Here is a 15,644-nt window from a genome sequence, read left to right as displayed (position 1 = left end):
AATGAAAATCGTATTTATGGGAACACCCGATTTTTCTGTGCCAGTTCTGCGCAGACTCGTTAATGACGGCTATGAAGTCGCAGCTGCCGTCACGCAGCCGGACAAGCCTCAAGGGAGAAAAAGGGAGATTAAGCCAACGCCGGTCAAAACAGAAGCGGAACTGCACGGCATCCCTGTCTTGCAGCCAGTAAAACTAAAGAATGAATTTCAGGAAATTATTGATCTTCAGCCAGATTTAATTGTCACGGCCGCGTATGGCCAGATTTTGCCTTCCGAAATTATAGAAGCGCCGAAATACGGCTGCATTAATGTCCACGCTTCTCTCCTGCCCGAATACAGAGGCGGTGCACCGATCCATCAGAGCATCATTGACGGGAAGAAGGAAACTGGTGTGACAATCATGTACATGGTGGATAAACTTGATGCTGGAGATATTCTGACACAGGTCGTGGTCCCTATTGGCGAAGAAGACCATGTCGACAGCATGTTCCGAAAACTCAGCGTCGCAGGAGCAGAACTGTTATCCAAGACCATACCTGATTTGATCGAGGGGAAATTGACTCCGGTGAAACAGGATGAGGAAAAAGTGACCTACGCTTACAATATCTCTCGGGAAAAAGAGAAGATCGACTGGACGAAGAGCGGTGAGTCGATCTATAACCAGATCAGAGGACTGCATCCTTGGCCTGTTGCTTTTACTTCATTGAACGGCCAGACGCTGAAAGTATGGTGGGGAAAAAAAGTGGCTGCCCAATCGGAAGCAGAGCCTGGCACCGTGCTTCAAACCAGTAAAGAAGGAATTCTGGTCAAAACAGGGGATACTATAGGTATCCTCATTACCGATCTGCAGCCTTCGGGCAAAAAACGCATGGCGGCTTCTCAATTTTTACAGGGAGCCAAACTTGCAGCAGGTATAAAGCTGGGTGAAGATCAGTGAAACAAAATGTGAGAAGTACAGCGGTCGATGTATTACTAAAGATTGAACAAAATCAGGCATACAGCAATCTTTTGTTAAATCAGGCCATTCAAAAGGCGGATCTTAACAAGAAGGACATTGGTTTATTGACTGAACTCGTTTACGGAACCCTTCAGCGTAAGAATACCCTGGATTATCTGTTGGAGCCGTATGTTGCAAAGGGGCTGCACAAACTGGATAAATGGGTGCTCGTCCTGCTTCGCATGTCACTCTACCAGATGATCTATCTCGATAAAATTCCTGACCATGCGATCATTAATGAAGCGGTAGAAATCGCAAAAAAACGCGGGCACAAAGGGATATCTGGTATGGTTAACGGAGTGCTGAGAAAAATCCAGAGAGAAGGAACGGCTGATCTTTCTTCCATCTCTGAAGACGGGAAACGGCTTGCTCTCCAATACAGCATGCCAGAGTGGCTTGTGAAGAGATGGATCAAACAGTACGGTTTGGAAAACACTGAAAAGATGTCTGCCGCCAACCTTGAGCCTGCTCCAGTGACCGGCCGTGTCAACCGCATGAAATCCAACCGTGAGAACGTGCTTGAATCCCTTGAAGGGGAGGGAATAGAGGGCAGCAATGGCGACCTGTCGCCGGATGCCATTAAATTAAAAAAAGGCAGCCTCTCACATACTTCTTTATTTAAGGAAGGATATGTTACAATACAAGACGAAAGCTCCATGCTCGTTGCGAGGGCGCTGAATCCGTCCATGAACGAAAAAATCCTGGATGCCTGTGCAGCTCCTGGAGGAAAAACAACCCATATTGCCGAACTGTTAAACAATACAGGAGAAGTAACGGCACTGGATCTTCACCCCCATAAGGTGAAATTGATCCAGGAGCAGGCGGACCGGCTCGGCCTTACCAATATTAAAACGGAGGCGCTTGACAGCCGTAAGGCAGTCGAAAGGTTTTCTTCCTCATCGTTTGACAGGATTCTGGTCGATGCGCCGTGCTCCGGTTTTGGAGTAATCCGGAAAAAACCCGACATTAAATGGTCGAAAAAAGAAGAGGACATTCATCGTATCGCTGAGATTCAGCTCCAGATCCTCGATAAAGTGGCCGAACTGTTAAAACCGGGCGGTACGTTGCTATACAGTACGTGTACCGTCGATACAGAGGAAAATAATGAGATCGCCGATGCTTTTTTAAAGCATCATCCTGATTTTGAATGGGACATGACTTTTAACGAACGGCTTCCAGAACCGTTAAAGCCGTACCTTAAACCTGCTGAAGCACAGGTACAGATTCTTCCTCATTATTTTAACAGCGATGGTTTTTACCTTGCATGCTTTAAGAAAAAGACTACAACTGGTGGTGAAACCCAATGTTAAAACCTTTAAGTGAAAAACAGCAGAACCCGGCAATTATGCCATCTATTTTTTCGCTTGAGCTGACAGATCTGGAAAATTGGCTTTCTGATATAAAAGAACCCAAATTCCGTGCTTCCCAGGTTTATGATTGGCTTTACGAAAAGAGAGTGACAAGTTACGAAGAAATGTCAAACCTGCCAAAAGGGCTTCGTGACAAGATGAAAGAAACCTATCATATTGAGCCGATGAAAGAACTGGCACGGCAGGAATCCTCCGATGGGACGATTAAATTTTTATTCGAACTTCAGGACGGCTATTCCATCGAAACGGTGCTAATGCGCCATGATTACGGCAACAGTGTCTGTGTGACGACACAGGTAGGCTGCCGTCTGGGCTGTACTTTCTGTGCTTCCACACTCGGCGGACTGAAAAGAAACCTGCATGCCGGAGAGATCGTCGCTCAAGTTCTTCAAGTGCAGCGTGCCCTGGATGCGACAGATGAACGGGTAAGCTCAATTGTTATCATGGGGATCGGTGAACCGTTCGATAACTATGAAGGATTAATCAAGTTCCTGAAAGTGGTGAACCATGATAAAGGACTGAATATCGGTGCGCGTCATATTACGGTTTCCACTAGTGGCATCGTGCCCTATATCTATAAATTTGCGGATGAAGGGATGCAGATCAATTTTGCTGTATCACTGCACGCGCCGAATACAGAGATCCGAAGCAGGCTCATGCCGGTCAACCGCATGTATCCGATGGAAGAATTGATGGAATCCATACGCTATTACGTCAAGAAGACCGGACGGCGTATATCTTTCGAATACGGTCTGTTCGGCGGCGTGAATGATCAGGTCGAACACGCTGAAGAACTGGCAGATCTGATTAAAAACATTAAATGCCATGTAAATCTGATACCGGTCAATTACGTTCCTGAACGTGACTATGTCCGGACACCTAAGAAGCAGATCTTCAAATTTTTAGAAACACTGAAAAAACGAGGTGTCAATGCGACCTTGCGCAGGGAGCAGGGACATGATATTGACGCGGCCTGCGGCCAGCTAAGAGCGAAGGAGCGTCAGGAAGAGACGAGGTGACGTAAATTGCAGTATGCCTTTAAAACAGATACTGGTAAAGTTCGTCAGCATAATGAAGACAGCGGGGGAGTGTTCACGAAAGGTGAACACTTTCTTGCCCTTATTGCTGATGGAATGGGCGGGCATAAAGCCGGTGATGTTGCCAGTTCCAAGACCATCCGATCTTTTGAGGAAGCATGGAATGCCGCTTCTGAAGAAATGGCACAGACACCTGTAAAAGCAGAAGAATGGCTTTTGAAAACTGTTACACAGACTAATTTTGACCTGCATCAGTTTGCCAATAAGAATATTGACTGCAGCGGCATGGGAACTACGCTTGTCGGTGCGCTTTGCACACCTTCCTTTTTAACGATTTTACATATTGGTGACAGCCGTGTTTATTATTTTTCTGAAGAAAAACTGATTCAAAAAACAGAGGACCATACACTCGTCAATGAACTTGTACGATCAGGACAGCTATCAGAAATTGAAGCGGAAAATCACCCAAGAAAGAATGTGATTTTGCGGGCACTCGGTACAGATGACCACATTGATGTGGACATTCAGACGATTTCCTGGGGAGAGGGCGACATGGTCTTATTATGCTCAGACGGCCTCTCCAACAAGGTAAGCCGCGAAACGATGGAGAACATATTGAACGATGGCAACCTCTCGTTGAACGATAAAGCTGATCGACTTGTGAACTTAGCAAATGAGGCCGGAGGAGAAGATAATATTACCGTCGGACTTGTCAGTCATACGCCCCATTCGTTGACAAAGGGAGTAAGTTAAATGATTGGCAAGCGAATAAGCGGCCGCTATAAGTTGCTTGAAGTTATCGGTGATGGCGGAATGGCGATTGTATACCGTGCCAAGGATTTAATCCTTGACAGGGATGTAGCGGTAAAAATACTTCGATCAGAGTTTTCGGACGACGAGGAGTTCATTAAGCGATTCAGAAGAGAGGCTGAAGCGGCAACAAGTCTCGCCCATCCCCACATCGTAAGCATTTTTGATGTTGGAGAGGAAAATAACGTGTACTTCATTGTAATGGAGTACGTAAAAGGGAAGACATTAAAACAATATATCCGGGAACACGGACGGCTGTCTGTTGAGGAATCCATACAGATTATAAGGCAGATCTCGTCAGGAATGGTAACGGCTCACGATTACGGGATCATACACAGGGATATCAAACCCCATAATATTTTGATTGATGAACATGGTGTGGCAAAAGTAACAGATTTCGGTATCGCTCTGGCGATTACATCAGCAACGATTACTCATACCAACTCAGTGCTCGGTTCGGTTCATTATTTTTCTCCAGAGCAGGCGCGCGGCGGAGTTGCCAATGCTAAATCGGACATTTATTCTCTGGGAGTTGTGCTGTTTGAGATGCTGACCGGCAGAGTGCCATTTACAGGAGAGTCGCCAGTATCCGTTGCTCTCAAGCATCTGCAGGAAGAGGTTCCGGAGCCTAGAAAAATCAACCCGGAAATTCCGCAAAGTGTTGAAAATATCATTCTTAAAGCACTGACAAAAAATCCGGTATACAGGTATGACAGTGCGCTGGAGATGATGGATGACCTGGACACCGCTCTTTCTCCCCACCGTTTGAATGAGACAAGGTGGAGTGATTATGATGATGCAGAGGATGCTACACGTGTTATGCCCCCAGTGTCCATGACAAAAGCAGCAGAAACCCCGGATGCTGAATCTAAAAATACTAAAGAGACACCGCCAAAAAAGAAGAAAAAGCGCTGGTGGCTGGCTTTTCTCATTTTCGTGCTACTGCTTGCAGGAGCCGGAGCCGCAGCCTTTATAATCATGCCGGATTGGTTTAAAGTGAAGGATGTTTCTGTTCCCAATGTGGTTCATAAGGATTACGAGTACGGATTTGAGCGGCTCGCAAAGCTAGGTTTTAACGTGGAGCGCAAAGAGCGGTATGATGAAGAAGTGGAGCAGGGAAAAATCATCAAACAAGACCCTGATGCCCATTCCATGGTAAAAGAAGGAAGCACCGTTACACTTTTTGTATCGAAAGGCTTTAAGAAAGTGGACATGCTGGATCTGACGGGAATGAGTGAAGATGGAGCACGAGACCTTCTGAGCGAGAAAGGCTATGACAGCAAGAACATCGAAACCATCCCGGTTGAATCGGAAGAGACTCCTGAAGGTGAAGTCATATCACAGAGCCCCGATAAAGGGGAAAAGGTCAATCCAAGCGAGATACAGGTGATTCTCCGTGTAAGTACAGGTCCGCCTACGATCCAGCTGGAGAACCTGTCAAACTCCTCAATAGAGGACGTAGAGAAATACATCTCGCAGGAAGGGCTGAAGGTGAATTTAACAAAAGAGTACTCAGACACAGTAGAGGAAGGAAAGGTCATCTCTCAAAATCCTTCACCCTACACCAATGTCCAAAAGGGCTCTACTGTCGATGTTGTCATATCAAAGGGCAAGAAACCGGAACCGAAACCTAAACCTAAACCAAAGCCTGAAGAACCGGAAGATATCACATTTAATAATAAAATCACGGTGGAAGTTTCCAAGGGTGACGAGAACAAGCAGTTCCTGGTGAGAATTGTATACAGTGATGCGAAAGAGGAAAATGCAATATTCGTAGAGGAAGAGATTTCTCAGACGAAAGAATATATGGTGCCTCTGACAGTTTCTCCAGACCATGATGCTTCCTATACCGTTTATTTAAACGGAAAAGAGCTCGCATCAAAAACGTTTAATTATCAAGATGCAAAGGAAGGTAAATTCAAAGGAGCGAACAATGGATATTAAGACTGAAGGAAGAATTATAAAATCAGTCGCAGGATTTTATTATGTGCAGTACAATGACGAAGTCTTTCAATGCAGGGGCAGGGGGAATTTTCGTAAAAAGAAGATTACTCCGGTTGTTGGAGATTGGGTCGTTTTCGAATCCACGAATCGGACTGACGGATATATTCTGGATGTTAAAGAAAGAAAGAACGAGTTAAACCGTCCTCCGATCTCAAATGTTGACCAGGCGATTCTCGTATTTTCTGCTGTCCGTCCTGAATTTTCAAGTTCGCTGCTGGATCGCTTCCTTGTGCACATTGAGGACAATGGCATTCAACCGGTGATCTGTATTACAAAAATGGATTTGATAGATAGCGAAGAATATCAGAAGGAGATCGCAGATTTCATCGCAGCATATAGGAAACTCGGCTATCAGGTTATTCCAACCTCTGCGATGTCTTTGGCCGGTATGGAAGACATCAAACCAATTTTCAAAGGGAAAACAAGCGTGTTTGCCGGGCAGTCAGGAGTAGGTAAGTCCTCTCTGTTAAATGCGCTGATGCCTGAACTCATGCTTGAGACGAATGACATATCAGACCATCTGGGACGCGGAAAGCATACAACGAGGCACGTCGAACTCCTGCCCTTTGAGGAGGGATTGATTGCCGACACTCCTGGATTCAGCTCTTTGGACTTTGTTGAGATTGAAACGGAAGAGCTCTGCTACAATTTCCCTGAGATGAAAGAGCGTGTATCAGAATGCAAGTTCCGCGGCTGCACGCACAGCTCGGAACCAAAATGTGCGATAAAAAAAGCGGTGGAAGAGGGAGAGATCCCGTCGTTCCGCTATGAACATTATCTTGAATTTTTGCAGGAAATCAAGGAACAAAAACGGAGGTACTAGCATGATTAAAGTTGCGCCATCCATTCTTTCCGCAGACTTTTCAAAGCTCGGTGAGGAAATTAAGAAAGTGGAAGAAAACGGTGCTGATTATATCCATATTGATGTGATGGACGGGCATTTTGTGCCGAATATTACGATGGGGCCGCTCGTTGTTAAGGCGATTCGCCCCCTCACGGATCTAACGTTTGATGTACATCTGATGATCGAAAACCCGGACAGGTATATCCCGGAGTTTGCAGCGGCGGGTGCTGATATTATTACTGTACATGTAGAAGCATGTCCGCATCTTCACCGCACCGTTCAATTGATTAAAGAGCAAGGCAAAAAAGCGGGTGTTGTACTAAATCCTGCAACACCTGTCGAATCGATAAAGCATATTCTGGCTGACATTGATCTGGTGCTTATCATGTCCGTTAACCCCGGCTTTGGAGGACAATCCTTTATCCACGGGGTGCTGCCAAAGATTGAAGCGTTATCGGCGATGATTAAGGAGCAAGGCCTGAACGTTGAAATTGAAGTAGATGGCGGCGTAAACTCTGAAACCGCACGGCTTTGCGAGAAAGCAGGAGCGACCGTTCTAGTTGCAGGATCGGCCATTTATGGGCAAAAAGACATAAAGGGTGCAATCCGTGCCATTCGTGGTGTATAATAAAAACCGAGAATAATTGAAAAAAGTAACCACAGGGGGAGTCCCATAAAGGGGCTGAGAGGGGAGTATTCTCCCGACCCTTTGAACCTGAAGCAGGATCATGCCTGCGTAGGAATGTGGAGCCGCTGTTGCTAAAAACAAGCAGCCGTCATTCACATGCCGGTTGCTTTTTTCATTTCTTAACCAGGTTAAGGGGGATGTATAATGAGTAAAAAAATCATGTTTTTGACCGAAGTGGCGATGATGTCCGCGCTAGCGATCATCTTGAGCTTTGTTCAATTTAAGGGGCTGTGGGCAAACGGAGGCTCGGTATCATTGGAGATGCTGCCGATCTTCTTAATGGCCTTCCGCCGGGGCTTGCCCGGAGGTTTGTTAACAGGTTTCATCGTGGGGATGGTGAAAATACTGGTTGATGGTACAGCAGGATACAACCCTGCCGGCATCGTTCTGGATTATCCGCTTGCGTTCTTATTGGCCGGATTCGCAGGCGTATTTAAAGTCAGCCCGGCAAGCGATTCAAAAAAGAGAATGTCGGCCATAGTGGCTGGCATCATCTTTGGCAGCGTGCTGCGACTGGCTTCCCATGTTGTCTCCGGTGTCATTTTCTTTGCAGCCTTCGCTCCAAAAGGAATGAACCCGGTCGTTTATTCCATTCTATATAATGGATCCTATATGGTTCCTGTAGCCATCATTACTGCGGTTGCTTTTATTTTTATGACGAAAACGGCTCCTCGCCTGCTGCACAGAACCGATCACAGAGTTGTTAACGCCGCATGAAAATCATTATTTTAGCGGGAGGTCCGGAAGAAAGACAGCCGGACTTCTCTTTGTTTACCGGCAAAAAGGTGATCTGGGCTGGTGTTGACCGCGGTGTTTTCTACTTGTTGAAAAAAGGAATCACACCCGACTGTGCTTTCGGAGACTTTGATTCGGTGAATGATGAAGAGCGTCAATGGATGGCGTCTTTTCAACTGCCTTCATTTGAGTATGACAGTGAAAAGGATAAGACCGATCTGGAGCTGGCACTTGATTGGGCACTCGGGCAAAATCCGGAGCAAATTCTGCTTCTTGGTGTTACAGGGGGGCGTTTGGACCATGAACTGGCCAATATACAGCTGCTCCTTCATGGAATGGAAGCCGGAGTCTCGATCGAAATACGGGACAAGCAGAACAGGTTAACATTAGTCAAGCCAGGTTTGCATACGATTCAACAAGAGATTGATTTTCCGTATATTTCCTTTCTCCCTTTTACTGGACCTGTGACCGGGCTGACTTTGAAGGGGTTCAAGTACCCTCTGCAGGATCAGTATGTGCCAATGGGTTCGACACTCTGCATTTCCAATGAGCTTGTAAATAAAATTGGTACTTATTCTTTCTCAAGCGGCATATTAATGTTGATAAAGAGCCATGATTAATTAATATTTTATGCGTCGGGCCGCATGGTACTATTTTTATAAAAGCGAATATATTTATTATGGAATGTCTTATTTTTTAAGGGCCTGGAGGAGGGGTATGATGAAATTTTACACCATTAAACTGCCTAGGTTTTTAGGGGGATTCGTACGCGCGGTTTTGGGTTCATTTAAAAAAGGATAAACAAAAGGAAAAAGCACCCTCGTAATGGGTGCTTTTTCTTTTCAAGAAGTTCGCTTACGCTTTTCCAAATAAAAAACAACGGAGATGCCGTTGTTTTAAGAGCGATTAAACGCGTTCAATTTTTCCGGACTTAAGGGCACGTGCAGAAACATAAACACGTTTAGGCTTCCCGTCGACCAAGATACGGACTTTTTGAACGTTTACTCCCCAGCTCTTTTTAGATTTGTTCAATGCGTGGGAACGCTTGTTTCCTGTTTTAGGTCCTTTACCAGTAACGTAACATTTGCGTGACATAATTGTACCTCCTTTATAACAGTAAAACTGTATCATATCAGTCGTATGTTAAATACTAACCTATAGTAGCATGACCACTAAAGAAAAGCAACAAATGATTTTTAACATTTCAAGTAAAAATCCTTGACATGGCTTTGTGACTTATTGTCAAATGGAGTTGTCCTTTCAAAAAAACCATATATATAGTAAAATGAGGATTAGCCATAATTGATTAAAGGGGGATTCATCATGTCCATTGAAATGAAGAATAAATACGGCCAGATTGACATTTCTACGGAAGTGATTGCTACGATTGCTGGCGGTGCTGCGATTGATTGCTACGGTATTGTAGGCATGGCTTCCAGAAAGCAGTTAAAGGATGGGATTACCGAGCTTTTAGGACGTGACAACTTCTCCCGGGGGATTGTGGTTCGGCAAGAGGAAGACGAAGTACATATTGACATGTACATCATTGTAAGCTATGGAACGAAAATCTCCGAAGTAGCCCATAATGTACAGACAAAAGTGAAATATACCCTCGATCAAATGCTGGGTCTCTCTGTAGATTCTGTTAACATTTTTGTTCAGGGTGTCAGGGTGACAACCCCTTAGTTAGGAGGAAAGTTCGTGTCTTTGACAGTTTTAGACGGAAAAAAGTTTGCGGGCATGGTTGCATTGGGAGCCGCAAACTTATCAAAAAACGCAGCAATGGTAGATGCACTTAATGTTTTTCCTGTGCCGGATGGGGATACAGGAACCAACATGAACCTTACCATTACTTCCGGTGCGAAAGAAGTTCGAAACAACGTAACTGCCGATATTGGTAAAGTCGCGAGCTCATTTTCCCGTGGTTTGCTTATGGGAGCAAGAGGCAACTCCGGGGTTATATTATCCCAGCTTTTTCGTGGTTTTTCAAAATCAATCGAAGGAAAAGAAACGATTACTTCGGTTGACTTTGCAAGAGCATTTGAGAACGGAGTGGAAACAGCCTACAAAGCTGTGATGAAGCCTGTCGAGGGAACCATTCTTACGGTGGCGAAAGATGCGGCAAAACGCGCTGTCAAGGCTGCCAAAAAAAGTGACGATATTCTTTTTGTTATGTATGAGGTCGTCACCGAAGCTAAAGCATCCCTGGACAGAACGCCTGACTTGCTCCCGGTATTGAAGGAAGTCGGAGTCGTGGATTCAGGAGGACAAGGCCTGCTTACGGTTTATGAAGGTTTCCTTTCCGCACTGGAAGGAAAGGATCTTCCCGCAATCTCGCCTCAAGCTCCGTCCATGAAGGAAATGGTGAAAGCAGAACATCATAAAGCACAGGTTCATATGAGAACGGAAGACATTCATTACGGTTACTGTACAGAGTTCATGGTGAAATTCGAGCCTGAGAAATTAAAAAAGGCGCCATTCAGTGAAGAGGCGTTCCGAAATGAGCTGAACGAACATGGTGATTCCCTGCTGGTTGTCGCAGATGAAGATCTTGTAAAAGTTCACATTCATACGGAAGAACCGGGCAATATGCTGACTCTTGCTCAAAAGCACGGCAGCCTGATCAACATTAAAATTGAAAACATGCGAGAACAACATACGGCGATTTTAGAGTCTGAGACAGGGCCGCATCAACCTGTTAAAAAGGCTGAATCCAAACAGGAGAAAAAAGCGTACGGCATCGTTACTGTTGCGATGGGGAGCGGAATTAAAGCACTGTTCACTTCACTTGGTGCTGGGTATGTCATCGAAGGCGGACAAACGATGAACCCAAGTACAGAAGATATCGTCAAAGCCATTGAAGAGGTGAATGCTGAAAAAGTGATCGTGCTTCCGAACAACGGAAACATTGTGATGGCAGCCGAACAGGCGGCATCTATCGTAGATCAGGACGTGATTGTCGTCCGTTCGAAGAATGTGCCTCAGGGTATGGCTGCACTGCTTGCTTTTAACCCATCAGCAGGGCTTGAAGACAATCAAAAGAAAATGACTGACGCCTTCTCAAGTGTTAAATCCGGTCAGCTTACGTTTGCTGTAAGAGATACATCCATCGATGGCATCGAGATTTCCAAAGGAGATTTCATGGGCATCTTAAACGGCAAAATTGTAGCTTCCATGCCGGATAAAGAAGAAGCGGTCCAGCAGCTTGTAAAGGAAATGATCGATGAGGAATCTGAAATCATTACCCTTATTGCCGGAGAAGATGCATCAGAAGAAGACACGGAAAGCTTAGTTCAATTTATTGAGGATTCCTTCCCTTCTGTAGAAGTGGAAGTCCATGAGGGCAATCAGCCGCTTTATCCGTTTATTATCTCAGTTGAGTAAGTAAAATCTTCTCTCCATTATTGTTCACTTATGATACAGTAATGGAGGGAATCTTTTTTATGTGCAGCTATATTTTTATCGGAGGGACATGAATGAAATTTAAAAGTGTTTTTGATATCATCGGGCCTGTTATGATTGGGCCTTCGAGTTCTCATACAGCAGGCGCAGCCCGAATCGGAAGGGTCGCTAGAGACTTGTTCGGCAGGAAGCCGGATTACGCCCATATCTCATTCTATGGATCGTTTGCAAAGACCTACCGTGGGCATGGAACGGATGTGGCGATCGTCGGCGGAATCCTTGATTTTGATACTTTTGATACTAGGATTGTGGATGCGCTTTCATTGGCGAAGGAGCAGGGCGTTGAAATAAAGATAACGGAAGAAGATGCGTTGACGGAACACCCGAATACTGCAAAGATCATCCTTGGAGACGAGAATGATAAAATTGAACTTGTTGGGATCTCGATCGGCGGAGGAAAAATAGAGATTGTTGAGCTTAATGGTTTTGAACTGAAACTGAGCGGAAACCACCCGGCTCTTCTGATCGTTCATAATGACCGATACGGAGCCATCGCCGGCGTAGCGAATATTCTTGCAAAGCACCAGATTAATATTGGCCATATGCGGGTTTCGCGGAAAGAAAAAGGGCAGGAAGCTCTTATGATTATTGAGGTAGATCAAAACATAGACCCAGTAATCATCGAAGAGATCGAGTCGCTTCCGATCGTACAGCAAGTAGTAAAAATCAATGAGTAACTTGAAAGGGAGAAATACGTATGTTTCGAAATGTTGCCGAATTAGTTGAACTTGCCGAGGCAAAAGAATGCAAGATTTCTGATATTATGATTGAACAGGAAATGGAGTTTACGGGACGGACGAGAGAAGAGATCCTCAGTCAGATGGACAGGAATTTAAAGGTGATGGAAGAAGCGGTCGAGCGGGGGATAACCGAAGATGTTAAGTCTCATTCAGGGTTGACAGGCGGAGATGCGATCCTCCTGCAAAATTATTTAAAAAGCGGAAAAAGCCTCTCTGGAGAGTTCATGCTTGATGCGGTCAGTAAAGCCATCGCAACCAATGAAGTCAATGCTGCAATGGGAACCATCTGTGCTACCCCGACAGCAGGTTCAGCAGGTGTGGTTCCTGGCACTCTTTTTGCATTAAAAGATAAATTAAATCCGACAAGAGAACAGATGGTTGCTTTTTTATTTGCTTCCGGTGCTTTCGGATTCGTTGTCGCCAACAATGCTTCCATATCTGGTGCTGCCGGGGGCTGCCAGGCGGAAGTTGGATCAGCGACCGGTATGGCGGCGGCTGCCATTGTTGAGCTGGCTGGCGGGACACCTTCACAGTCTGCAGAAGCGATGGCCATCGCCCTGAAGAACATGCTTGGCCTCGTCTGTGATCCGGTTGCCGGCCTGGTAGAGGTGCCGTGCGTAAAGCGAAACGCCATGGGAGCAAGCAATGCGATTGTCGCTGCCGATATGGCGCTTGCTGGAATTAAGAGCAGAATTCCATGTGATGAAGTCATCGATGCGATGTACAGGATCGGGCAATCGATGCCGACCGCATTGAAAGAAACGGCGCAAGGAGGGCTGGCGGCTACACCAACTGCCCGGGAGCTTGAAGCGAAAATCTTTGGTATAGCCCTGGATAAAAAATGAAGCTAAACGAATTGAAGGTAACACAAATCAATGGGATCGGTGAGAGCAAATCAGAGGAACTGAAAGAGCTTGGAATTGTCTCAGTGATGGATCTGCTTGAATATTTGCCTTTCCGTTATGACAATCATCAGCTAAAAGATCTGGCCGATGTTAAACATGAAGAAAGGGCAACAGTCGAAGGGAAGGTTCACAGTGAACCTTCTCTCCGTTATTTTCCAAGAAAAAAATCAAAATTAAGCATAAGAGTGCTGATCGGCCGTTATTTAATAACCGCTGTTTTTTTTAATCAGCCCTATTTAAAAAAGCAGCTGACCCCCGGGCAGACGATAACTCTTACTGGAAAATGGGATGCCCATAAGATGACCATGACCGTTAACGACATCAAATTCGGGCTTCAGCCTGAAAATGAAAGTATTGATCCTGTCTATCCGGTCAAAGGAGAGATGAGCGTCAAGCAACTCAGGCGGCTCATTAAACTCGCTTTCAGCCAGTTTGGTGAAGTGGTGGAGGAAGTGCTGCCGGCTGAAAGCCTGGAAACCTATAAGCTTTGGCCGAGAAAGCAGGCGCTGTACAGCCTTCATTTTCCTCAGAGCTTTGAACATTTAAAACAAGCGCGGCGCAGGATGGTGTATGAAGAGTTCTTGCTCTTCCAGTTAAAGATGCAAATGTTTAAAAAGATCAACCGCGAGCAGTCTGCAGGAGAAAAACTCCATTTCTGCATCGATGATGTTGATGGGTTTGTGGATTCCCTGCCATTTCCGTTAACGAATGCCCAGCAGAGGGTGATGAAGGAAATCCTAAATGACATGTCTTCTCCCCACAGAATGAACCGGCTTCTCCAAGGAGACGTCGGATCCGGTAAAACAGTCGTAGCGGCTATCGCGCTTTTTGCTGCTTTTTCTTCAGGAAGCCAGGGAGCATTGATGGTACCGACGGAAATACTGGCTGAACAGCATTACCAATCGCTTGTACAGCTGCTCGAACCGCATCATATGAAAGTGGAATTGCTCACGAGTTCAGTGAAAGGAAAACGAAGGGCTGATATATTAGCACGGCTTTCTGAAGGAGAAGTGGATGTGTTAATCGGTACTCACGCCCTAATTCAGGACGAGGTTGTATTCAGGCAACTCGGCCTTGTCATTACAGACGAACAGCATCGTTTCGGTGTCAAACAGCGGCGGGTGCTGCGCGAAAAAGGCCAATCCCCCGATGTCTTGTTCATGACGGCTACGCCTATTCCGCGGACGCTGGCGATCTCTGTGTTCGGCGACATGGACGTTTCGGTCATCGACGAGATGCCTGCAGGAAGAAAAGCGATTGAAACTTATTGGGCAAAGCACCACATGCTTGACCGGGTTCTTGGATTTGTGCAGAAAGAACTTGATAAAGGCAGACAGGCCTATGTGATCTGCCCGCTCATTGAAGAATCAGATAAGCTGGATGTTCAAAATGCGATTGATGTGCATGCTCAGCTCCAGCATTATTTTCATCAGAACAGGGTCGGTTTGATGCACGGAAGACTTCATTCTTCTGAAAAAGAAGAAGTGATGAGAGAGTTTGCCGAGAACCGGTGCCATGTGCTTGTGTCTACAACAGTAGTGGAGGTCGGAGTAAATGTACCGAACGCAACGATGATGGTGATCTATGATGCCGAACGGTTTGGGCTGTCACAGCTCCATCAGCTCCGTGGCCGTGTCGGACGAGGAAGTGAGCAGTCATATTGTATTTTAATCGCTGACCCGAAATCAGAAGAAGGAAAAGAAAGAATGCGGATCATGACAGAAACGTCTGATGGTTTTGTTCTATCGGAAAAAGATCTCGAACTTAGAGGTCCCGGGGATTTTTTCGGGAACAAACAAAGCGGGCTTCCTGATTTTAAGATTGCGGATATCGTACATGACTACCGGGTGCTTGAGGTGGCGAGAAACGATGCTTCCCGGATGGTCAAAACCGCTTCCTTCTTTAAGGATGAAGCCTTTGCACCTCTTAGAAGATTCCTTGAAGAAGAGGGAGTGTTTACATCAGAGCGCCTTGACTGACGAAGTGTTCCGGCGCTTTTGGACCTCTCCTTCCTTGAAATGATATAGCTGCTATTATATACTACTGTTAGTA

The 15,644-nt window shown here is 45.7% G+C and carries 16 protein-coding genes and 1 riboswitch; of the genes, 15 read left to right on the top strand and 1 reads right to left on the bottom strand.

Annotated elements, in window-relative coordinates:
* The first annotated feature begins 1 nt into the window (after window position 1).
* The 10 genes from fmt (at window position 2) to spoVM (ending at window position 9,286) form a co-directional block, all read left to right on the top strand.
* Complete coding sequence (gene fmt, locus ABHN01_RS15770) at window positions 2-937, top strand: methionyl-tRNA formyltransferase (protein ID WP_429876314.1); 936 nt, start codon at window positions 2-4, stop codon at window positions 935-937.
* Window positions 934-2,307 (top strand): 16S rRNA (cytosine(967)-C(5))-methyltransferase RsmB, encoded by a 1,374-nt coding sequence (gene rsmB / locus ABHN01_RS15765; RefSeq protein WP_429876313.1) that lies wholly within the window; start codon window positions 934-936, stop codon window positions 2,305-2,307. The genes fmt and rsmB overlap by 4 nt, the downstream gene beginning before the upstream one ends.
* Entirely contained in the window at window positions 2,301-3,386 is a 1,086-nt protein-coding gene (gene rlmN / locus ABHN01_RS15760; protein ID WP_429876312.1) for a 23S rRNA (adenine(2503)-C(2))-methyltransferase RlmN, read from the top strand. The genes rsmB and rlmN overlap by 7 nt, the downstream gene beginning before the upstream one ends.
* A gap of 6 nt (window positions 3,387-3,392) precedes the next feature.
* On the top strand, window positions 3,393-4,157 hold the full coding sequence (locus tag ABHN01_RS15755; protein ID WP_290399607.1) for a Stp1/IreP family PP2C-type Ser/Thr phosphatase: 765 nt from the start codon (window positions 3,393-3,395) through the stop codon (window positions 4,155-4,157).
* A complete protein-coding gene (gene pknB / locus ABHN01_RS15750; protein ID WP_429876311.1) occupies window positions 4,158-6,158 on the top strand; it encodes a Stk1 family PASTA domain-containing Ser/Thr kinase in 2,001 nt (666 codons plus the stop codon).
* Window positions 6,148-7,041, top strand: coding sequence for a ribosome small subunit-dependent GTPase A (gene rsgA / locus ABHN01_RS15745; RefSeq protein WP_429876310.1), 894 nt, complete (start codon window positions 6,148-6,150; stop codon window positions 7,039-7,041). Before pknB ends, rsgA begins: the two co-directional genes overlap by 11 nt.
* Before the next feature lies 1 nt (window position 7,042).
* Entirely contained in the window at window positions 7,043-7,690 is a 648-nt protein-coding gene (rpe, locus tag ABHN01_RS15740; RefSeq protein WP_290399604.1) for a ribulose-phosphate 3-epimerase, read from the top strand.
* A 24-nt stretch (window positions 7,691-7,714) separates the two neighbouring features.
* Window positions 7,715-7,822: riboswitch (TPP riboswitch) on the top strand.
* A gap of 72 nt (window positions 7,823-7,894) precedes the next feature.
* A complete protein-coding gene (gene thiT, locus ABHN01_RS15735) occupies window positions 7,895-8,467 on the top strand; it encodes an energy-coupled thiamine transporter ThiT (RefSeq protein ID WP_429876309.1) in 573 nt (190 codons plus the stop codon).
* Window positions 8,464-9,105 (top strand): thiamine diphosphokinase, encoded by a 642-nt coding sequence (locus ABHN01_RS15730; protein ID WP_429876308.1) that lies wholly within the window; start codon window positions 8,464-8,466, stop codon window positions 9,103-9,105. The genes thiT and ABHN01_RS15730 overlap by 4 nt, the downstream gene beginning before the upstream one ends.
* A 100-nt stretch (window positions 9,106-9,205) precedes the next feature.
* Window positions 9,206-9,286, top strand: coding sequence for a stage V sporulation protein SpoVM (gene spoVM / locus ABHN01_RS15725; protein ID WP_053354533.1), 81 nt, complete (start codon window positions 9,206-9,208; stop codon window positions 9,284-9,286).
* A 105-nt stretch (window positions 9,287-9,391) separates the two neighbouring features.
* On the opposite strand, the gene rpmB is transcribed toward spoVM, so the two are convergent.
* Window positions 9,392-9,580, bottom strand: a complete 189-nt coding sequence (gene rpmB, locus ABHN01_RS15720) for a 50S ribosomal protein L28 (RefSeq protein ID WP_053354532.1) — start codon at window positions 9,578-9,580, stop codon at window positions 9,392-9,394.
* A gap of 228 nt (window positions 9,581-9,808) precedes the next feature.
* Here rpmB and ABHN01_RS15715 point away from each other — a divergent pair, with 228 nt between their 5' ends.
* From ABHN01_RS15715 to recG, 5 genes are all read left to right on the top strand, one after another.
* A complete protein-coding gene (locus ABHN01_RS15715; RefSeq protein ID WP_053354531.1) occupies window positions 9,809-10,171 on the top strand; it encodes an Asp23/Gls24 family envelope stress response protein in 363 nt (120 codons plus the stop codon).
* 15 nt (window positions 10,172-10,186) lie between these two features.
* The gene (locus tag ABHN01_RS15710; RefSeq protein WP_429876307.1) at window positions 10,187-11,869 is read left to right on the top strand and encodes a DAK2 domain-containing protein; all 1,683 of its coding nucleotides are present in this window, start codon (window positions 10,187-10,189) and stop codon (window positions 11,867-11,869) included.
* 92 nt (window positions 11,870-11,961) lie between these two features.
* Window positions 11,962-12,624, top strand: a complete 663-nt coding sequence (gene sdaAB / locus ABHN01_RS15705; RefSeq protein ID WP_429876306.1) for an L-serine ammonia-lyase, iron-sulfur-dependent subunit beta — start codon at window positions 11,962-11,964, stop codon at window positions 12,622-12,624.
* 20 nt (window positions 12,625-12,644) lie between these two features.
* Window positions 12,645-13,532: an L-serine ammonia-lyase, iron-sulfur-dependent, subunit alpha gene (gene sdaAA / locus ABHN01_RS15700; RefSeq protein WP_290399599.1), complete on the top strand. Its 888-nt coding sequence runs from the start codon at window positions 12,645-12,647 to the stop codon at window positions 13,530-13,532.
* Complete coding sequence (recG, locus tag ABHN01_RS15695) at window positions 13,529-15,571, top strand: ATP-dependent DNA helicase RecG (protein WP_429876305.1); 2,043 nt, start codon at window positions 13,529-13,531, stop codon at window positions 15,569-15,571. Before sdaAA ends, recG begins: the two co-directional genes overlap by 4 nt.
* Window positions 15,572-15,644: the final 73 nt, after the last annotated feature.

The sequence above is a fragment of the Fictibacillus sp. NRS-1165 genome (genome assembly GCF_050468105.1).
Classification (GTDB): domain Bacteria; phylum Bacillota; class Bacilli; order Bacillales; family Fictibacillaceae; genus Fictibacillus_C; species Fictibacillus_C terrinigri.
The sequence above is the reverse complement of the archived record's forward strand: the minus strand, read 5'-3'. Positions and strand labels throughout refer to the sequence as shown.